At 62.8% G+C, this 19,403-nt stretch carries 15 protein-coding genes and 1 pseudogene; 11 read left to right on the top strand and 5 right to left on the bottom strand.

What is annotated here, in order from left to right:
• The first annotated feature begins 152 nt into the window (after positions 1–152).
• The 8 genes from M1D40_RS03260 to M1D40_RS03295 all read left to right on the top strand — a co-directional run bounded on the left by M1D40_RS03260 (position 153) and on the right by M1D40_RS03295 (position 8,217).
• A complete protein-coding gene (locus tag M1D40_RS03260) occupies positions 153–932 on the top strand; it encodes a tyrosine-protein phosphatase (protein ID WP_461170190.1) in 780 nt (259 codons plus the stop codon).
• Positions 929–1,948: a metallophosphoesterase gene (locus tag M1D40_RS03265; RefSeq protein WP_461170191.1), complete on the top strand. Its 1,020-nt coding sequence runs from the start codon at positions 929–931 to the stop codon at positions 1,946–1,948. The genes M1D40_RS03260 and M1D40_RS03265 overlap by 4 nt, the downstream gene beginning before the upstream one ends.
• Positions 1,932–2,987, top strand: a complete 1,056-nt coding sequence (locus tag M1D40_RS03270; protein WP_461170192.1) for an ABC transporter substrate-binding protein — start codon at positions 1,932–1,934, stop codon at positions 2,985–2,987. Before M1D40_RS03265 ends, M1D40_RS03270 begins: the two co-directional genes overlap by 17 nt.
• On the top strand, positions 2,971–4,740 hold the full coding sequence (locus M1D40_RS03275; protein ID WP_461170193.1) for an ABC transporter permease: 1,770 nt from the start codon (positions 2,971–2,973) through the stop codon (positions 4,738–4,740). The genes M1D40_RS03270 and M1D40_RS03275 overlap by 17 nt, the downstream gene beginning before the upstream one ends.
• Complete coding sequence (locus M1D40_RS03280; RefSeq protein WP_461170194.1) at positions 4,741–5,895, top strand: ABC transporter ATP-binding protein; 1,155 nt, start codon at positions 4,741–4,743, stop codon at positions 5,893–5,895. It begins immediately after the preceding gene.
• A gap of 11 nt (positions 5,896–5,906) precedes the next feature.
• Positions 5,907–6,455 (top strand): histidine phosphatase family protein, encoded by a 549-nt coding sequence (locus M1D40_RS03285; RefSeq protein WP_461170195.1) that lies wholly within the window; start codon positions 5,907–5,909, stop codon positions 6,453–6,455.
• A gap of 796 nt (positions 6,456–7,251) precedes the next feature.
• Positions 7,252–7,542 carry an MFS transporter gene (locus M1D40_RS03290; RefSeq protein ID WP_461170196.1) on the top strand — a complete coding sequence of 97 codons (291 nt, stop codon included), beginning with the start codon at positions 7,252–7,254 and terminating at the stop codon, positions 7,540–7,542.
• 30 nt (positions 7,543–7,572) lie between these two features.
• A complete protein-coding gene (locus tag M1D40_RS03295) occupies positions 7,573–8,217 on the top strand; it encodes an MFS transporter (RefSeq protein ID WP_461170197.1) in 645 nt (214 codons plus the stop codon).
• A gap of 149 nt (positions 8,218–8,366) precedes the next feature.
• On the opposite strand, the gene M1D40_RS03300 is transcribed toward M1D40_RS03295, so the two are convergent.
• The gene (locus M1D40_RS03300) at positions 8,367–9,602 is read right to left on the bottom strand and encodes an HNH endonuclease (RefSeq protein WP_461170198.1); all 1,236 of its coding nucleotides are present in this window, start codon (positions 9,600–9,602) and stop codon (positions 8,367–8,369) included.
• A 150-nt stretch (positions 9,603–9,752) separates the two neighbouring features.
• Here M1D40_RS03300 and M1D40_RS03305 point away from each other — a divergent pair, with 150 nt between their 5' ends.
• Positions 9,753–12,881 carry a DUF3427 domain-containing protein gene (locus M1D40_RS03305; RefSeq protein WP_461170199.1) on the top strand — a complete coding sequence of 1,043 codons (3,129 nt, stop codon included), beginning with the start codon at positions 9,753–9,755 and terminating at the stop codon, positions 12,879–12,881.
• A 158-nt stretch (positions 12,882–13,039) separates the two neighbouring features.
• The gene (locus M1D40_RS03310) at positions 13,040–13,261 is read left to right on the top strand and encodes a hypothetical protein (RefSeq protein WP_461170200.1); all 222 of its coding nucleotides are present in this window, start codon (positions 13,040–13,042) and stop codon (positions 13,259–13,261) included.
• Here the strand turns inward: M1D40_RS03310 and M1D40_RS03315 are convergent.
• Complete coding sequence (locus M1D40_RS03315; RefSeq protein WP_461170201.1) at positions 13,258–13,887, bottom strand: hypothetical protein; 630 nt, start codon at positions 13,885–13,887, stop codon at positions 13,258–13,260. The two genes, M1D40_RS03310 and M1D40_RS03315, sit on opposite strands and share 4 nt — an antisense overlap.
• Before the next feature lie 310 nt (positions 13,888–14,197).
• A pseudogene (locus M1D40_RS03320) lies at positions 14,198–15,197 on the bottom strand (type I restriction endonuclease subunit R, EcoR124 family).
• Between the two features lie 229 nt (positions 15,198–15,426).
• Between M1D40_RS03320 and M1D40_RS03325 the strand changes: the two are divergent.
• Complete coding sequence (locus M1D40_RS03325) at positions 15,427–16,497, top strand: restriction endonuclease (protein ID WP_461170202.1); 1,071 nt, start codon at positions 15,427–15,429, stop codon at positions 16,495–16,497.
• 234 nt (positions 16,498–16,731) lie between these two features.
• On the opposite strand, the gene M1D40_RS03330 is transcribed toward M1D40_RS03325, so the two are convergent.
• Together M1D40_RS03330 and M1D40_RS03335 are read right to left on the bottom strand one after the other, a co-directional pair.
• Positions 16,732–17,229 carry a hypothetical protein gene (locus M1D40_RS03330; protein ID WP_461170203.1) on the bottom strand — a complete coding sequence of 166 codons (498 nt, stop codon included), beginning with the start codon at positions 17,227–17,229 and terminating at the stop codon, positions 16,732–16,734.
• Positions 17,230–17,315: 86 nt separating this feature from the next.
• Entirely contained in the window at positions 17,316–19,175 is a 1,860-nt protein-coding gene (locus tag M1D40_RS03335; RefSeq protein ID WP_461170204.1) for a DUF262 domain-containing protein, read from the bottom strand.
• Between the last annotated feature and the right edge of the window lie 228 nt (positions 19,176–19,403).

The raw sequence follows: 19,403 nt of genomic DNA on the forward strand, positions 1-19,403 counted from the left end.
TTTTCCGGTAGTGGCAGAGGGGCGAGGGATGAAACCGAAAGAGTGGGAGGTGTTCGAACAGGGTTGGCCTGGCCGCTACTCCTCGTTCACCGTCGATTAACCTCCGCTGGGTGAACTCGGAGAGTCCCAACCGAGCACGACCCAGAGGTTCCATGAATACTGAACTGCACCCCGGTCCGCAGGCGTCTGCAGGCCTTCCACCCTCAGCTGCCGGATTGTTCAATTTCCGTGACCCGGCAGCAGGAACCGGCACTCCGGGACTGCGCAGGGGACTTCTCTTCCGGTCCGGAGCCCTGAACGACCCAGACGCTGCCGGCCTCGCTGAGCTGGCCGCAGTGCGGATCGCCACGGTTGTGGACCTGCGCGAGCCGGGGGAGGTTACCTCCGCTCCTGACATTGTTCCCGCTGGCATACGGGTGGTGAACGTTCCGCTCTACTGCGGAAGCATCCCCGTCTCCGAACCGATCGAAACCGTCTACCGGCATTTGCTGCAGAACTGCGCCCAGGCAATGACCAGCGCCGTCGGTGAGGTGATCAGGAACCTCAACGGCGGGGTCCTGGTGCACTGTGCTGCCGGGAAAGATCGCACCGGGCTGGTCATCGCGCTGGTGCTTGACGCCGTGGGGGCCTCGCATAGTGCCATTGTGGAGGACTACTCCTGCACCGAATCGGCCCTTCCCGATTCCTTCCGGCAGGCTGTGCTGACCCGGCTCAGCGGTCTGATCAGCGATTCTGCGGAAATGGCTACCGCTGTCCGCCTGCACCTGGCCAGCCCGCCCGAGGTTCTGGGCGGCGTGCTGCAGGACTTGGCTGCAGAATCCTTCGAGGGTGAGAAGGGCGCCGCCGCGTACCTGCTGCGGCACGGTCTGGGCCAGGACTTGCTGGACCACGCCCGCATCCTGCTGCACGGTACCGGACTCCCCACGGCATGACCGGGCTCGGATATACCCTGATCCACCTCACCGACACCCATCTGAAACACCCGGGTGAGCTGCTGTTCGGTGCTCTGGATACGTGGGAGCGCACCGCCGAAGCGCTGCGTACTGCGGGCCGCTACCGGCCCGACGCCGTCGTCGTTACCGGCGACGTCGCGGATTGCGGCCGGGATATCTACGCCGACGCCGCCGGCATGTTTGCCCGGGCAGGGCGGGAGCTGGGCTGCCCGGTGATCGTGCTGCCCGGCAACCATGACGTTCCCGGCACCCGCGCGTGGACGGGAGAAGTGTTCACCGGTTCGCGCACAGCCCAGGGGCCGGGCCCCGGGAATGACGTGCATTTCGTTGGCGGACTGCGCCTTATCACGCTGGATTCGGATGATCCCGGACAGCCGGCTGGCCGGCTCACCGGAGAACAGCTGCACTGGCTGGATACTGTCCTGGCCGATCCTGCCCCCGACGGCACTGTGCTTGCCCTGCACCATCCTCCCGTCGATTCGCTGCTGCCGCAGCTGGCTGGCCGCGGCCTGGCCCGTCCCGCTGAGCTTGCCGGCGTGCTTGCGGGCACGGACGTCCGTGCTGTCCTGTGCGGGCACTACCACCATGCGCTGTCAGGCCGGCTTGGCGGTGTGCCGGTATGGGCCGGCCCGGCGGTGTCCTACGCCCAGGATCTTTTTGCTCCGCCGGAGACCGTCCAGGGCCTGGACAGCAGCTGGCTCTCGGTCATCAGACTGGGTGAAGGCAGTTTCAGTGCCGTGCCGGTGCCGCTCCAGCGGGCCCAAGCCGTGGTGTTCAGCAGGCCCACCGCACACCTCAAAGCGGCGGCCAGCGCCGATGCCACAGCGCACGCCAATTCCTCCCCGCACCCCGGGGTCCTCCCAGCCGCGGCCACCACCGCCACTAACGGTTTTACCCATCCCCTCCCGGAGCCCGCACGGGCACCGGGCCACCCTTCCCGGCAGCAGCCGTTGCTGCCGGTGTTCCAAGGAGAACCCCTTGCTGCGCAGCTCTAAGAACCCCGCCCTCGCCGTCGTCTCTCTTGCTTCCCTGGCATCGCTTGCACTCCTGACGGGCTGCGGCGGCAGCGCCGACGGCGCCGAAAACTCCCCGGCAGCCGCAGCGGCCGCAGCTGCCGGTGCCACCGGCACGCTCACGGTGTACACCTCCGAGCCGCAGGCCAAGATCGATGAACTGGTTGCCGCCTACAACGAGGTCAATCCGGAGGTCAGCGTTGAGGTTTTCCGCGCCGGCACCGGCGAGCTGAAGACCCGGATCGCCACCGAGAAGGAGACCGGCGGTATCCAGGCCGACGTGATCCTCGCCGCCGACGTCCCCACGTTCGAGGCGTACGCCGCCGGGGGTGACCTGCAGGTCCTGGACATCGACAACACCGCTGAACTGAACCCGGATGTTGTCGACGCCGAGGGCTACTACGTGGGCACCCGCATCATTCCCACCGTCATCGCCTACAACACCACGCTGGTGGACAACGCCCCCGAGTCTTGGGCCGAACTGACCGACGAAGAATACAAGGGCATAGTCGCCATGCCGAACCCGGACGTCTCCGGTGCCGCTGCCTTCAACACCACGGTCTGGCTCGAGACTCCGGCACTGGGGGAGAACTGGTTGAAGGACCTGATCAAGAACGAACCCACAGTGCTGGAAAGCAACGGCCCGGTGGGGCAGGCCGTGGCCGCCGGCACCTCGAGCATCGGGATTGTGGTGGACTATGTGGCCCGCGAACTGGCAGCGAAGGGCTCACCGGTCGCTCTGTCTTACCCGAGCGACGGCGTGCCATACGTCTCCCAGCCGGCCGGCGTCTTCACCGATGCGAAGAACCCGGACGCCGCCAATCAGTTCGTGGAGTTCCTCGTATCGAAGGAAGGCCAGGAGCTGGCCGTGGCGCAGTCCTACCTCCCGGTGCGCGACGACGCCGGTGTCCCGGAGGGTGCGCCCGCCCTCGCCGACGTGGAGCTGCTGAACCCGGACCTCGCGGTGATTGCCGAGAAGCAGGCAAGCGCCGTCGCGAAGTTCAATGACCTCCTCAAATAACTCGGTGGCCATGCCGGCGGGGCAGATCATGACCGCAGGCCGGAGCCCCGCAGGCCGGAGCCCCGCAGGCCGGAGCCCCGCAGGCCGGAACCCCACCGGCGGCGGGCCGCGGGGCGACGGACTGCACTGGCTCCGGCTGGCGGTCTGGGCGGTGCTGGCGTTGCTGGTGCTCCTGCCGCTGGGCGTCATTGTGTTCCGCGGGGCCCAGCCGGCCAACGTCGGGGTGCTCACGGACCCCGACGTGCTGGCGGCGGCGTGGAACTCCGTTTCCTCCGCCACCGGGTCCGCCGCGCTGGCCACCGCGTTTGGTGCGCTGCTCGCCGTCGTCCTGGACCGGACCGATCTGCCGGGCCGGACGGTGCTGCGCTGGATTTTCCTGCTGCCGTTCCTGATTCCGCCCTTCATTGGGGCGATGTCCTGGATGGCGCTGCTCGCGCCGACCGGCACAGTGAACAAGGCGTTGATGGCACTGACCGGATCCGCTGGCCCATTACTGGATATTTACGGCGGCGGCGGTGTGGTGTTCCTGCTCGCCGTGCACTCCTATCCGCTGGCCTACCTGGTGATCAGTGCCGCGCTGCGCCGGGTTCCGGGCAGCCTGGAGGAAGCCGCCCGGATCAGCGGTGCCGGCGGGCTGCGCACGTTCTGCCAGGTGACGCTGCCGCTGGTGCGCCCTGCCGTGGTGGCCGCGTTTGTGCTCACCCTGGTGGCTAACCTCTCCGACTTCGGCATTCCCGCCTTGATCGGCCTGCCCGAGCGATACACCACGCTCACCACCCTGGTGTACCGCTACCTCGCCTCCGGCACGGTGAGCAATCCGCTGCCCGCCGTGGCTGCAATCGGCGTCGTACTTCTGGTGCTGGGCCTGGCCGCCGTGCTGCTGCAGCGCCGGCTGCCCCGGGGCAGCGAATTGGGCGGCTCCGGAGCAGCCGCATTGCCGCTGCAGCTGGGGTCCGCCCGCTGGGTGGTGGCGGCGCTGCTGTGGTGCACCGCCGCCGTCGTCTGCGTCCTGCCGTTGCTGGCGCTGACCGAGCAGGCGCTGCTGCCCGCCCCCGGTGTGCCGCTGACCTGGGAGAACCTGACCCTGGCGAACATCGCCCGCGCCGTCACCAGCGGCGGAGCGCTCACCGGCATCGCGCACTCGGTGCTGCTGGCGCTTGGTGCCGCGCTGGCGTGCGGCGTGCTGGGACTCGGTGTTGGTGCGCTCCTGACCCGCACCAAGCACCGTTCCAACGCCGCGCTGGACGTCACCGCCATGCTGCCGCAGGCACTGCCGGGCCTGGTTCTGGCCGTCGCCTGGCTGTTGATTGCCCCGGCGCTGGGCATCTTCAACACGCCCTGGGTGATCCTCGGCGCCTATGTCATGGCGTTCCTGGCCCTGGTGGTCCAATCCGTGCGGGCGCCGCTGGAATCCGTGCCGTTGTCCTTGGACGAGGCCGCACGGATCTCCGGTGCCGGCCCGCTGCGGGCCCTGGGCGACGTCGCGCTGCGGCTGAGCGCGCCCGCTGCGGTGAGCGGCGCCGTCGTCGTGGCGCTCACCGCCGTGCGCGAACTGACCATTTCCATCCTCCTGGTGGCGCCCGGCTCCCAGACACTCGGCGTGGTCATCTTCAACCTTCAGCAGGCCGGGGACTATAACTCGGCGTCCGCCCTGGCGCTGCTGGTCACGATTGTCGGCGTCGCGGGGCTCTCCGCGACCGCCGCCCTGGGCGCCCGCCGCACAGCGCGCACCCGCTTCCGGAAGGGAAAGTAAATGTCTTCGATCAGCCTTCAAAACCTGCGCCACGTCTACGCCAACGGCCATGTTGGCCTCGCGGAGGTGGACTTGGAGGTGCACGACGGCGAGTTCCTGGCTTTGCTGGGCCCGTCGGGTTCCGGCAAGACCACGCTGCTGCGCAGCATCGCCGGGTTTGTTCAGCCGGAGGGCGGCACGCTGCGCCTCGGCGGCACGCCGGTGGCGGGGCCGGGTGCCTGGGTGCCGCCGGAGAAACGGAACCTGGGCATGGTCTTTCAGGACCACGCAATCTGGCCGCACTGGTCAGTGGCCCGGAATGTGGGGTATCCGCTGCGCCTGGCGGGCGTGCCCCGGAAAGATGCGGCGGCCCGGGTGCGCAGTGTGCTGGGGCTGGTCGGGCTGGACGGACTGGGGGAGCGGCCGCCGGCTGCCCTTTCTGGCGGGCAGCGCCAGCGGGTGGCCCTGGCGCGGGCGATCGTTGGCGCTCCGCAGGCCCTGCTCCTGGACGAGGCATTGTCTTCCCTGGACGAACCGCTGCGGGCCCGGCTCCGGCTGGACCTGAAGGCGCTGACCAGCGAGCAGGGACTGACCTCGGTGCACGTCACGCACGACCGGGCGGAGGCCCTGGCCCTGGCGGACCGGGTGGCGGTGCTGCGGGCCGGGCGGATTGAGCAGATCGGCACCCCGGAGGAGCTGGTGCGGAGGCCGGTGTCGGCGTTTGCGGCATCGTTCGTCAACGATGCCGTGCTGCTGGACGGGACCTGGGCGGAGGGACGGCTTCAGATCGCGGAGGGCATCAGCATTCCCGGCGAACGGCTCGAAGCAGGACCGTGCTTGGGCGTGGGCGGACTGGGGCACAGCGCGCTGGCGGTGACCGCCGCGGTGTCGCCGCTGGATCTGGTGCTGCATCCGGTCCAGCAGGACCTCGCCGGAGGCGACGGTCGGGACGGTGGCCGGGGTCCGACCGGCATGGTGACCTCCGCACTCTACGGGCCGCACGGGTTTGACGTCTCTGCGGACTGGCAGGGCCGGACGTTGCGGGCGCATGTCACCGGCTGGGTGCCCAAGCCGGGGGACCGGGTCTTGCCGGAGGTGCTGCGAGCACACGTGTTTGCGGCCGAGGCTGCATGTCAGCAGCCGGAAGCAGCTCCTCGCACACTGGTGCCGGCGTGAGCGCGGCCCGGATGCCAACTCAGCGGCTGGTCCTGGTGCGGCACGGCGAAACGGACTGGAACCGGGAGCGCCGGTTACAGGGCCGCACCGATAACCCGCTGAACGAGGTGGGTCGTGCCCAGGCGCGCAAAGCTGGGCAACTGTTGGCTGCTAATCAGTGGGATGTCGTCGTCTCGTCGCCGCTGAAGCGTGCTGTGCAGACAGCTCACCTCATTGCTGAGGCACTCGGATTGCAGCCTGCCGGTATCGTTCCCGGGCTGGTCGAAAGGGACTACGGACCCGCCGAAGGCCTGCCCCTCAACGGTCTGACCGAACCGCAGGTTACAGCTGCACTCGCCATCGGCATCGGCGAACCAGAGGACGCAGTGGCGCAGCGTGCCCTCGGCGCTTTGCATGGTTTGGCCGAGCACTACTCCGGCCAGCGAATCATCGCAGTGGCTCACGGCACCCTGATCAGACTCACCCTCTCCGCGCTCACCGGCCAGCCTTATCCCCGGGTGCAGAACGGTGAGGTGGTGGAGGTTCCGCTGGGCGCGCTGCTCGAAGGTTCCCGCGTGTGAAGGTCTCCTGGGGATACACTAAGCGCGGGGTCGAGTAGGTTCACCGGCATGGGGAGTCCAACACATGCCTCTAATGAGGATCACCAGCTGTACGCACGTCCGCAGGACGGCCAGAGCCAGAACTCTACGCACATAAGCTCTGTGCAAGAATTCGACGACGGCGCCGGTTCAATCCCTATCTCTGTGTGCAGCATGGGTTTTGGTAGCGCTGCGGCTGATGGCCGGTTTCGCCTGGATCACCGGCAGGCTCGAGCCGAGGCGTTATGCCTCCTACCTTTATGAATCGTTCAGTGGTCAGGCGAAAGACCGTCCCCGGGACCCATTGCCATGAACCAGTCCAGGTTGGGCCCTACCCCGCCGCTGCTAGGAGTTATGCGCGCATTTACGCTGCTCACCGTGCAGGCTGCCAGCTTCCGGCGGGGCGCGGACGCTAAGCCTCAACGTCCGCTGGTGCTCTTGCACCAGCGCGACGCGGCCACCGAGGAAGGGTCGAGGTCTGAGTTCTCGTTCGCTCCATCGGTCTATCCGCGGCTCGACCCTGGGCAATGTCGTCGAGTGGTTCGACTACGGGGTATACGGCTTACCTGACCATCTACATGGTCGGTCCGCTCGGCGACAAGGTGGGCCGGCAGAAGGCCATGGTACTCACCGTGACCATGATGACGCTGGCCACCGGTGCGATCGGGCTGCTGCCGACGCTGGAGACCGTGGGCCTGCTGGCTCCGGTGCTGCTGCTGATCTGCCGCCTGGTGCAGGTTTCTCCGCCGGCGGCGAGTACGGCGGAGCTGCGGTGTATATGGCGGAATCCGCGCCGGATAAGCGCCGTGGTTTCTTCGGTTCGTTCCTGGAGTTCGGCACCACCGTTGGGTTTATCCTGGCCGCGATTGTCTGTACCACGCTGATTGCCGTTGTGGGGGACGCCGGGATGGAGGCCGGCTGGTGGCGGCTGCCGTTCCTGCTGACCATTCCGCTGGGCCTCACCGCGCTGTGGATCCGGACCCGGCTGACGGAGGCCCCCGGTGTACACGGAGGCCTCCGCCCACAAGGAGACCACCAAGTCTCCGCTGCGGCATGTGCTGGCGAATAACTGGCGGCAGCTGCTGATCCTGGCCGGTTTGTGGTGCTGCTGAACGTGGCGTTCTACCTGATCCTCGGGTACATGCCGACCTACCTGAGCGGCCAGCTGGGCCACAGTACCGCGCAGGGCAACTGGATGCTGGTGGCTGTGATGGCGTTGATGCTGGTGGCTATTCCGCCCGTGGGTGCGCTGTCGGACCGGATTGGCCGCAAGCCGCTGCTGCTCACGGCCGCCATTGGGTACACGGTGCTGTCCGTGCCGGCAATTGCGCTGCTGGGCATGGAGAACCTGGTCCTGCAGTTCATTGGACTGGGTGTGCTGGGCTTCCTGCTGGTGATCCTGGTGTCTTCGGTGTCCTCGACCCTTCCGGCACTGTTCCCGACCGCGGTCCGCTACACCGGCTTCGCGATTGCCTACAACTTCTCCACGGCGTTCTTCGCGGGCCCGTCGCAGACCATCGCCAACCAGCTGATCGAGACCACCGGCAACCAGCTGGTGCCGGGCTGGTACATGGCGATTGCCGGTGTGATCGGTCTGATCAGCGTCCTGTGCATGCGGGAGACGGCCCAGGCCACGCTGCGCGGCGAGGAGCTTCCCGGTGTTCCGGCCTCTGTGGGGCTGCCGAAGCGCGAGTATGTGGAGCTGAACCGGGAGAATGCTGAGGAGCGGCGGGTTTCGTTCTAGGGGAAAGGTTTGAGGCACCGCCAGTGGGGTCCGCTCCCGCAGAGGCATGGTTTGTAGCGGGAGCGGATCCCGAAGCGCCCGACAACGCTCCAGTAAGTGCGTGACGCGGGGCGTCGAGTCAAGCCGCCCAGTTGGCGTCTGGAGTGGTCTCAGCTTTCTCGGTTCGCAAGATGATGCTGTCGGTGCCAGGTGAAGTACTCTCGTGATTCACGTGTATGGGCTCGGCATGACCGCCCGACGACTGGGGTGAGTCTGTCTCTGATCAGGTGGCTTTCCCTGGAGCCCCACTCGATAGTTCCGTTATCGCTGACAACCACATACCCCAGTTCGAATAGTGCATCACAACCGAACAGGCAGGCGAGCATGGAGATGTTGATGATGTCCATCCGCTCCTCTTCTGAACAGGCCCAGCGGGGTTTGACGTGAGCCGCTACAAGTAGTTCATCCGGGAGCTTTTGCCCGCAGAGTGCGCATGACCCACCCCATCTGCGAAGCTGCTGCCTGCGCAGAAACCTCTGCTCTGCGCGCACTCGAGTGATCGCAAGGCTGTCCGTTGGGCCTAGGTGCCCTGCCTCAAGAGAGGTGTCAAAATCGACCGGGGGAAAATTCTCGAACGCCGTATTGATATCCATAAGGCGAAATATTTCCAGGGCGTTGTCCCGATCCAGCGGGAAGAAGTAGCCATGTCGAAGTCGTCCTTCGCTGGTCACAGGGCCAACGCCATGGTCAAGAACCTGAAGGGCAGTTTCCCGTGGAATCTTTCTTTCATGCAAGGGGCTGGTAAGCACTAATGTCCCCGGTGTGTCAGCGGGTATATCGCCGTAGCCATCTGGCGGATACGAGTATGTCGGCATGGTTACTACGCGGCTAACCGCCCGAATTTCGGGTCTAGAGTAGTGAATCACTAGATCTCCGGGCCGAACCTTTTCCAGGTTCTGCCAGTGGGCGACCTGCTGGCCGTCTCTGCCTTTAGCTGCCGCCCATAATGTCCCGTCCTCGTACACGAGATCAAAATTGGAGGATTGGTTTACCCACCAGAAGTTAGTGTCTGACTGAACATCGATAGTAGCGAACGGGAATTCCTCGAGCTCGAAGGTTTCTCCATAGGTGTCTACGAGCTCATATCCTCGCTTTTTCAGAATGTCGCGAGTTTGGTCTCCACCCGATAGACGGGGAGGCCCATCTTGGTCGCAGCCAAACTGAAGTTGGAAGGCCATCGCGAGCAAAGGTTTGCTCGAAATGACCTGCCCTCGGTCAAGTACGACATATCTGTTTGATTCCTTGAAGCGCGTCCGAGATATAAAGTCTTCGCCTCCTATGAGGTGCCACAGCTCAATGGCTTCACGAATACTTTGCGGTTCCAAATCGGACCAGGGTCTGCTCATGGTCTATTCATACCCGATAGAGTCGCCGGACACGTTATGGCCTCGCGCCGCGAACCACTGGGAGGACTCGGCGAGGATGGAAGGATCCGTGGCGCTGGCATCCAGCCCATAGACCACGGGGTTATCCAGTAATCTTTTGGGGTGAGCATCATGGGGGAAAATAGCGAAGTTGTTCCGGGCCTATATGAGGAGCTGCATACTGGGCGTCTTAGAGGACAACTAGCTAACCGCCCGGAACTAAACCCGATATTCGATTCTGTTTCGTCCAACGAATCTCCGGATGTCCTCGCACAGCACATCGCGGAAAAGGTTCGTGATGTCTTGGCCAGTGCTAACCCAGAGGACCGGGTCATGGTCGCGAACAAAATCCTCGCGGGCTTCTCAACAGACCTGATCGAGCCAGGCCCCACCCAGCTCCTTTCCCTTTTTCCCGCAGAATCGCTGAAACGTCGTCAGCTGCGCCGTCCCTCCACGCCGCTACGCAAGCCCGCACTCCTGACCAACGGTAAAGACGACCCCAATCTCGCCGCTGAGCTCCGGGCAGAAATGGGGTCAGCCAACAGCGTCGACCTACTGTGTGCATTCATCCGCTGGACGGGCCTGCGGCTCCTAGAGCCGGCGCTTGAAGACCTCCGAGACCGCGGCATCCATATCAGGGTCATCACCAGCACCTACATGGGCGCCACCGAGCGGCGCGCGATAGACGAGCTGGTTCTAAAGTATGGTGCCGATGTCCGAATCAATTACGAAACACACGCCACCCGTCTTCACGCTAAGGCATGGCTGTTCCGTCGGAACACCGGATTCGACACGGCCTACGTCGGCAGCTCCAATCTGAGTGCGCCCGCCATGCTGGACGGGCTCGAATGGAACGTGAAGCTTTCCTCCGTCGGCACGCCGGACCTGCTGCGCAAGTTCGAGGTAACCTTCGACAGCTACTGGGAGCAGCCGGCCTTCCAGCCGTACGATCCGGCAGTCGACGGTGACCGCCTCGACGCCGCTCTGGCCCGCAACGGCGGGCGGCAGACCGCCCGCCCAGACAGCACCACGGGACTGGAGATCCAGCCGTATCTTCACCAGCAGGAAATGCTGGAGAACCTCGACGCGGCCCGCACCGTCGACGACCAGCACCGAAACCTGCTGGTGGCGGCAACTGGAACCGGCAAGACCGTCATCGCAGCGCTCGACTACAAGCGTCTTTGCGAGGCCGCAGGACGTGAGCTGTCGCTGCTGTTTGTCGCCCACCGCCAGGAGATTCTCAAGCAGTCGCTGCGCACCTACCGGGACGTGATGCAACGAGGCTCGTTCGGTGAGCTCTATGTCGGCGGCCACAAACCGGCACAGTGGAAGCAGGTGTTCGCCAGTGTGCAGTCCCTCTCCGTGCTGGGACTGGAGAAGCTATATCCGCGGCAGTTCGACGTCGTCGTCATCGATGAATTCCACCATGCCAAAGCCCCCACCTACCGCCGGCTCCTGGACCGCCTTCAACCTCAGGAACTCCTAGGACTGACGGCCACACCGGAGCGCGGCGACGGAGTTAATGTGGCCGACCAGTTCTTCGGCGGACGGATTGCCGGAGAGCTGCGGCTATGGGACGCCCTCGATGCCGATCTCCTCGTTCCCTTCCACTACTTCGGTGTGGCGGATGACATCGACCTCAGCCAGGTGGAGTGGAAACGCGGGAACTACGACCTCACTCAGCTGGACGCCCTCTACACCGGCAATGACGCCCGCGCGGCCAAGGTAATCTCCGAACTTCGGGACAAGGTGACAAGTACCAGCGACATGCGGGCGCTCGGGTTCTGTGTCTCCGTGCAGCATGCCCATTACATGGCAGAGGTTTTTAACCGTGCCGGCATCGCATCGATGGCGGTCTCCGGTGAGACACCCGAGGCCGATCGCGCCGCAGCCCTGCGCAAACTCCGGGACCGGGAGCTGAACTGCCTGTTCGCCGTCGACCTCTTCAACGAAGGGCTCGATCTGCCAGAGATTGACACCATCATGCTTCTGCGGCCCACGCAGAGCGCAACTGTCTTCATCCAGCAGCTGGGCCGCGGCCTGCGCCGAGCGAAGGACAAGTCAGTCCTGACCGTGCTGGACTACATCGGCCAACAGCGCCGTGAGTTCCGGTTCGACGCCAAGCTCAAAGCCCTTACAGGTCTCCGGCGCAAGGCACTGGAGAAGGCTGTGGAGGACGGGTTCCCGTACCTGCCGTCGGGCTCACAGATCATCCTGGACCGAGTGGCGCAGCAGACCGTGCTGAACAATATCCGGGATCAGCTCCGCGTCAACCGGAAGCAGCTCGTGGCGGAGGTACGGTCCTATGGGGAGCACCTGCTGGAGGACTACCTCCGGGAATCCGGGCGGGACTTGCCCGATGTGTACCGCAAAACCGGGGACTCCTGGACCTCGCTCATCCGGGAAGCCGGGCTGGCGGACATCAGCCATGCGCACGACGTCGTGCCGTCCTCCCAACTGATCGAAAGTTCAGCACTGGAAGAGGAACTGCTGCGCAGGATGACGGCGATGCTCTGCATCGATGATCCGGAACGTGCGGAGACTTACACGAAACTGGTCTCGGAGAATGCACCCCGTTATGAGGAGCTGAGTGACAGGGAGCAGATCCTGGCCCGGATGCTCTTCTTTGCGCTGTGGCCGAAAGGAGGAGGGCATGAATCGTACGACGCCGGACTCCAGCTTCTGCGCGGCTATCCCTTGGTCTGCGCGGAGATCCGGCAGCTGGCGGCCCTGGGTGTTCATCGTTGCGGGTATGCGCCCAAAGGGCTCGGGCTGGGGTTGCAGCAGATTCCGTTGTATTCGCACGCTACCTATCGGCGGGAGGAAGTCCTGGCCGCGCTGGGGTACTTCGCGCTCGGCGGCAAGACTAGCCATCGGGAAGGCGTCGCGTGGTGTGGGGAGACGAAAACCGATGCGTTCTTCGTGACGCTGGAGAAGGACGAAAAGGAACGCGCAGCATCCATCATGTACAAGGACTACGCGATGAGTCCTGAGGTGTTCCACTGGGAGTCGCAGAACGCCACGTCTCCGGAGAGCGTGACCGGCCGCCGGTACATCAACCACAAGAGTCTGGGGTCGAAAGTTCTGCTCTTCACACGGCCTCGGCAGCGGGATGAGAACGGGATGACGATGCCGTACACCTGCCTCGGGCAGCTGGACTACATGTCTCATTCCGGATCGAAGCCGGTGGGCATTATGTGGAAGCTGCACCGAGCGATGCCTGCAGATGTTTATGTTGAGGCCAGTGCCGTGGCGCAGTAGCGCAACGCTTTGGATGTGAGGCGGAGCTTGCGTTGCTTCTCACGTTCAGCCGTTGCAGAGCCCGATGAATGCTTCCAAGCTCCTCCAGCGCAGCCGCTTTGATGGCATGTAGCGTGTCAGCTACGTCGAGCGAACGAAGACAGTCCGCTACCAGGGAAATGCTGGAAGAGCTGGACGCTGCACGGGAAGTTCACGGCCACCACAGCAACCTGGTTATTGCAGTGACCGAACAGGAAAAACCGTTCTGGCCGCCTTCATCGGCGATGCCCGCGGACCTTTGCATGGAAGCCAATGCGGTGGCGGGCCCCACGATCCCGCTGACGACGGACCGGGTACGCCTGAAGAGGCTATCGACTCGTCCCGAAGTCGCGGAAAGCTAATTCGAAACGGAGGGATCCCCGACTTCCCGCATCACTTTCATGATGGCATCGCGCGTGATTCCCGGATTTCGTTCCTCGACAAGCTTCGTGATTCGGCGACTGATGTCTGTGAAGGTTGCGTTGTATCCGAGGCCTCGCAAGTCTTCGGGCAAGACACCGAGCCGAGCCTGCGCTCTATTGGGAAGGGGAAACCCATCATCGGAGTAAAGCCGCGATCCATCGCTCCAAGTCTGATGCCGCAAGCTCGCCCCGGTGAGCGGCGTGCCAGACGAAAACTCGTGCTCCTCGATGGAGATGACCTGCGCGCGAGAACAGCGGAATGAGACGCCTGACGGGTAATCAGGGTCATGGTCTACACGCTCGGGAACAACTTTATACAGCGCAGCAGGTCCTAGCTGGCTGAAATAAACGGCATAGTCGAAAGCGAGATCCTTCTCGGTAGTGATATATACGAAGTCAGGTCGATACTCCGCGAGCATCTCCGCGGACATTCTTTGCAAATAATTTCTATAACCCGGCACTTCAGTTCCGGGAATGAGAAAGTCCCCCACTTGTCGCCCGGCGGCCCCTCCATGCCAGAATGTTCGCGAGAAGAAAGTTCCCGTATTCCTCGATATATCACTCACGCTAGTACCCCCTGCTGATAAAGTGCGTCGCACAGAATTGCGGCCGGCCGCACCTATAGTAGCTTTCCGGGGCAGCTCATCCTCGCATGCGACATCAACAAACCGGTGGAGAGCCCGGCGCTTCCGTAGCCCGACTGGGATCTGATGACCGCGGACACCAAAGCATCGGGAAGCGGACAGCGTCGTCGCTGGCTCTGGCTGGTCCCCCGCTGGATGTTCTGCTAATACATGTACTCATCGAAGATGAATCACCGCCTCGCCCGGATCACGCAGCTCTACCGCTACCTCCAATGTGACGCTTCAGTCTTAGTCATTCCGAGCCGAGACGAGTCCAAAGAAGCGGTCGAAGTACTCGCCAAGCTTCACCAAAACGCGTTGCTTCTTCTCCCCAAAGCCCCCCGGTGGGAGTGAACCGAGACACCGGAGGCAACACTCTGGTGATCGCAGGGCCAGCCACCTGGATGCTTCCGTCGCTGAAAGCCATGTCTACGAAGGTCCGAGTTGCTTCGGGGCGCAGGTTCTCCGCTTCGATGATTTTCTCGAGCTCACTTTCGCGGCGCTCTTCGATGAAGGCTCGCCACTCTTCGTCAATTTTCCCAGTAATCGAAACTCGGTCGATGAAGGCTTCAACCAGATCTTTCTTGTTGCGCAGGGTCGGGCTGCCATCGACGGCACGGGTGATCTCGGCCCGGATCTCCCTGTCCTCACCATCACCGCGCTGCTCTCGGTACTTCTGCACAAGCATCAGGATGTATCGACATTGATCTCGACCTGCTTGATCAACTCGATTTCGAAGACGACGTCGTCGTTGATCTGTTCCTTGTCCGCAGTCTTTTCCTTGCGGAACTCCGCATACAGATCCAAGTAAACGCTGCGGTAGTCCTGGCCCTGACGGTCCGTGAGGATCTCGTTGCCGGCGAACGCATCAAAGGACGTGAGGTGTTCTGCAGGCGCAGTATCGCGCCGAACAGGGCAATGAATTCCTTCTGCGCTGACTCTCCGATGATCGGCGGCCCGAGGGGATAAGCCGTGAGCAGCTCGTCCACCTTCTCCTGATATTCGCCGTAGTACTCGGGATACGGCTTCAGGAGAACGACACCGCGCGCGTCCTTGTTGCCGAAGAGGGCGATGGCATCGTTCGTCTGCTCTTCCAAATCCCGGAAGGAAACAATGTTGCCGTAGGTTTTCACCGAATTAAGGATGCGGTTGGTCCGTGAGAAAGCCTGGATGAGGCCGTGGGCGCGGAGGTTCTTGTCCACGAAAAGCGTGTTCATCGTCGTCGCGACGAAGCCTGTGAGGAGCATATTCATGACGATCACGACGTCGATCGCCGCTGCTGCAGCCGTAGCGACAGGTCCTTGTAATAGTTCTGGAACCGATCAGCACTGGTATCAAACGAGGTCCCGAACATCGCGTTGTGCGAACGACACTGACAAGAACCGGCTGCCCCGACCGGCGGGTCACAGCGGAAACGGCTGGCCGCCAGTTTCGGTTGCCAGCCAGTAGACTGCACCTCAAATGTCCACTAGGGGAGGTTCCGTGGCAATTTGGATGGTCAGAGCTGGCAGTTTGGGAGAACGAGAGCAGTGGGCGCTAGAAACCGGAAGCACTGGGGCAGGTTTCGGTGAAGTCGCGTCCTTGCAGGACTGCCAGACACGTGAAGCGGTGATGGCTAAGGTTGACGCTGGCATCCCAAATCAGAGCCTTGGTGCGGTACGGAATTTCGCAGGCCAGCTCTGGGCACTGAAGGCACGGATGGAAATCGGCGATGTGGTGGTGATGCCGCTAAAGAAGACATCCGCATTTGCCATCGGCACCATCGACAGCGGATACACCTATGCAGAGGACCCCGACCCCCAACGCCGTCACATTCGAAGGGTGACGTGGAAAGTCACAGACCTTGCCCGCTCCAGGGTCAAGCAAGGCCTTTTGTATTCATTGGGCGCGTTCTCGACCATCTGCCAGATCAAACGGAACGACGCCGAGTATCGCCTCCGCACTTGCTTGGCAGGGCATGCGGATCCTGGTGCACGGGTGAAGAACTCGGGATCTTTTACACTCCCTGCGCCCATTCCTCCCGCCATACCGGATGACGAGGAGGGGTCGGAGGAACTAACGGAACCACCTGTGGATGTCGCCCGGTACGCTGCTGATTCAATTGCCGGCCGGTTGATCGAAGCTTTCTCCGGTCACAAGATGGAGGGACTTATCGCCGACATCCTCCGCAGCTCGGGATACGTGTGCACGGAGCACGGCGAAGGAACCGATGACGGCATCGACATCGTTGCCGGAACGGGCATCCTTGGGCTGGACTCACCTCGGGTCATTGTCCAAGTAAAGAGCCAAGCATTGCCTGTTGATTCGCCGACCGTTTCCCAGTTGCACGGTTCGCTGGCCATCCACGGTGCTGACCAGGGACTTCCGGTGGCCTGGGGAGGATTGACACGTAACGCCCGGAAACTCCTAGAGTCCCAGCGGTTTGCCATCCGGGTTTGGGACGCAGACGAAGTCGTGGCTCAATTGCAGGAGCACTATGCCTCCCTCCCGGCCAGGGTGCGCCGCGAACTACCGCTGAAGCAAATATGGACGCTGGCCGACGAAGCCGGCTAGATGTACCCACTCACGCCGCTACCAACGTCCTGGCCGGGTACAGCTAGCACGCTGCCGCCCTGTGCCTCCCTTTCCATGGCATGGCTGATCAGCGCGGCACAGTTACTCATCCCTGCCTGGTCGATGATGAGGCCGCGGGGGATGCCCGCCATCAGCCAGTCCGCCCGAACCGCGTCCGGTATACAGTGCACGATTCCCCTTATCGTGCCGGCGGCGACGCCGGCTCTCCGTAATCTACAGGCAGGTGTTCTCTCGCCCGTCCTCGAACGCGCACGCCCCGCCGTCGTCGTGCGTACTCAGTCGAGGGCAGGTCTCCCACCACAGCGGGGTGAAGTCCTGGGCCTCGTCGACGACGACGCACAGCTTCTCCTCGACCGACAGGACATCCGCGAGTTCCTTGATCAGCCGCGGCATCTCCTCGTCGAAGTACTCCTGCCCGGCCCCGTCGGGCACGCCCAAGGTCTGCACGTAGTCGTGGAACGCACCCACGAAAACCGGCCGGGCCTGCCTCCAGACGGCGACCTCGCGGCGCAGGTGCACGCTGAGTCCCTTGTTGTAGCAGAACTGCCCGACGCGCTGGCCGTCCTTGGCGAGGTGCTTGGCCTTCTCTCGACGAGCCAGGTCTTGCCGCTTGGGGCGCCGCCGACGAAGAGGACGAGGGTGGATTGAGCGGATGAAATCGAGCAGGACTTTCTGTGGGGCGGTGAACCGGTGCTGGTGGTCCTCCAGCATGGCGGCACCCAGGCCCGGGCCGTCGCTAGCGGCCAGGTCACCGGAGAGATGGGGGAGGATGAGCTCAAGGTATTTGGGGGAGAGCTCTACTCCTCAGCGTGGCTCGGGGGCGGTCCCCATATGCGGATGGCCACTTCTGCCAGAGCTTGGGATCGGTGGTTGATGGCCTCTTCATTCCATACGGGAGCATTAGCTACGTCGTAGTTGAGAACAAGGCTTTTCTGTTTCTGAAACTCAAGGCGTTTGATATCCCACCCATGGTTAGAAACATCATTATTGAATGCGCCAGTGACGAGCGTCAGGTTGCCAATCCTGTCAACAATTTGATCACGTTCTGCACCGCGCAGAACCCGCATGGGGTCCTGCCCTCCAACTGCTAGGGCTGCGCCATTCTCGTCCGTGAAGGGCCAGTGCTCTTTCCAAGCCCGCGGCATGATGTGTTCAATCTGCAGGCTGTCATAGTCGACACTTGCACTAGGCTCGTGCCGGTTCTCCGAACGGAGCTGCTGATCGATGGAACCAAGCAAGAGCCGAAGCCGTGCTTGGGATGCGCCCTTGTAAAACTGGCGACTGGAGAAAGCTTGGACCAGGTCTTCATCCTTCGGCCAGGTAAGAGCGTTATCTCGGAGGGCCCGGCTAATCGTTTCGAGCACGTTTCTGCCTGCGCCCAGTGCTTCCTTTGCTTCCTTAAGGACCTTCGCGAGCAGAGCTCCATATCCTCTGGTCTGCCATCCAGCGAACGTACGGCGAATGGCCCAAGACTCGACTGCTCGCACAGCACGAACGTGATCGTCCGTGGACAGCTGGGAAGGTGAAACGGTAGCCAGCCAGGTCAACAAGGGAACGGCAGTAGTGATATCGAGCGCGTGAAGCCGCTGATATGCGGTCACCAACCTCGAATCGGCGGCCGGGAGTTTGCCGTACACAACCTGGTAGGCCTGGGCAAAGGAGTTGAGCTCTACTAATGCTTGCTCGGTAGAAGGCCCGCTATTCAAGAAGGCACGAGCTTCCCGATAAAGGTGCCCAACGTTCGTCTCGTTACCGGTAGCAGCGGTCAACCATACGGAGAGTAAAACATCCCGTCGACCGCGCGCTGCATGTCCCCGTCCTACCGTCTCCTTCCACCATTCGTCATCGAACTGTGCCCAATACTTGTCGTAAAGTTGCTCGACGTCTTCGTTATCTAGCTCCGCCCTCATGAATAGGAGATTCTTCACAAGATCAATTGCCGACAGGGGAGTCTGCCGACCGTTAAGTACTTCGAAAATCACCTGGGCGTCGTCGTTATCGTCGAGATCGATCACCACCAGTTTGAACAAACTCGACAGGGCGTCTGCGAGGGCGGTTAGTTTCTGTGCGCTGACGTCGTCTTCGCCGCCGAGTGCGTATTGGAGGCTCCTCGAGGCGAAGAACGTACGCGCCTGCAGATACAGATGGTGATGGGAACCTGCTGGTGTTTCATCCGCCATAGCCAGGGGCCAGACGTCCCGATCTCGTCGACGGGGCCAGAGCTTGTACACCTCTTCGGCGGCCTCAACTACATCGCTTGGATTAAAGAGCATCCGTCGGACTGACTTTTCTCGCTCCGAGTCGTGCTCAATCAGCACGTCGAGCAGACCCCGGATAAGCAGCTGAATCGTGGTAAGGCGCTGCTGACCGTCGATGACGGAGCGTAGAGCCACCCCGCCAGTGGGGAAGGGCATACTCGCGCATACAATCGCGCCAAGGAAGTGCGGCGGTATGTTCTGTTCTTGCTGCGTTCCTCGGGTTCCATCCTGCTGGCCGTTCCTCGCGGCTAGCAGACGGTCGGCGGTAGTCTCAAGGTCGTCGAATAGGAGTCTCCATTGGCCGTCCAAGGTCCACTCGTAGTCCCGTTGGAATGTTGGGATGACATATCGCCGCTCCGGCTTCAGGATGTCTTGTAACGGGTACGTCTTGGCGTCCACTTTGTATGGCTCCAGTCTTTGTCAGCGGCACGTACGGCCGGGCGACTCCACGTCCGCCGGGGCATGTTCAGCGACCTGTGCACAATAGCTCTCTCACGACTTTATGAGACGGTCGTCAGACTCCAAAATTGGGCATAAACACACTGTGCATTTCGAAGGCCCGGATGTCACGGAGGATTTTCCTTACCAGTTCTATAAAATGGACTTGTTGAGCCAGCTCGACCATCT

It is taken from the genome of Arthrobacter sp. Z1-15 (genome assembly GCF_054792395.1).

What these genes read in the sequence shown, in the direction of transcription:
- M1D40_RS03305 (WP_461170199.1), top strand. Translation starts at nt 9,753, where the DNA reads ATGGGGGAAAATAGCGAAGTTGTTCCGGGCCTATATGAGGAGCTGCAT.
- M1D40_RS03285 (WP_461170195.1), top strand. Translation starts at nt 5,907, where the DNA reads ATGCCAACTCAGCGGCTGGTCCTGGTGCGGCACGGCGAAACGGACTGG.
- M1D40_RS03260 (WP_461170190.1), top strand. Translation starts at nt 153, where the DNA reads ATGAATACTGAACTGCACCCCGGTCCGCAGGCGTCTGCAGGCCTTCCA.
- M1D40_RS03300 (WP_461170198.1), bottom strand. Translation starts at nt 9,602, where the DNA reads ATGAGCAGACCCTGGTCCGATTTGGAACCGCAAAGTATTCGTGAAGCC.
- M1D40_RS03275 (WP_461170193.1), top strand. Translation starts at nt 2,971, where the DNA reads ATGACCTCCTCAAATAACTCGGTGGCCATGCCGGCGGGGCAGATCATG.
- M1D40_RS03330 (WP_461170203.1), bottom strand. Translation starts at nt 17,229, where the DNA reads ATGCTGGAGGACCACCAGCACCGGTTCACCGCCCCACAGAAAGTCCTG.
- M1D40_RS03290 (WP_461170196.1), top strand. Translation starts at nt 7,252, where the DNA reads ATGGCGGAATCCGCGCCGGATAAGCGCCGTGGTTTCTTCGGTTCGTTC.
- M1D40_RS03265 (WP_461170191.1), top strand. Translation starts at nt 929, where the DNA reads ATGACCGGGCTCGGATATACCCTGATCCACCTCACCGACACCCATCTG.
- M1D40_RS03280 (WP_461170194.1), top strand. Translation starts at nt 4,741, where the DNA reads ATGTCTTCGATCAGCCTTCAAAACCTGCGCCACGTCTACGCCAACGGC.
- M1D40_RS03310 (WP_461170200.1), top strand. Translation starts at nt 13,040, where the DNA reads ATGCTGGAAGAGCTGGACGCTGCACGGGAAGTTCACGGCCACCACAGC.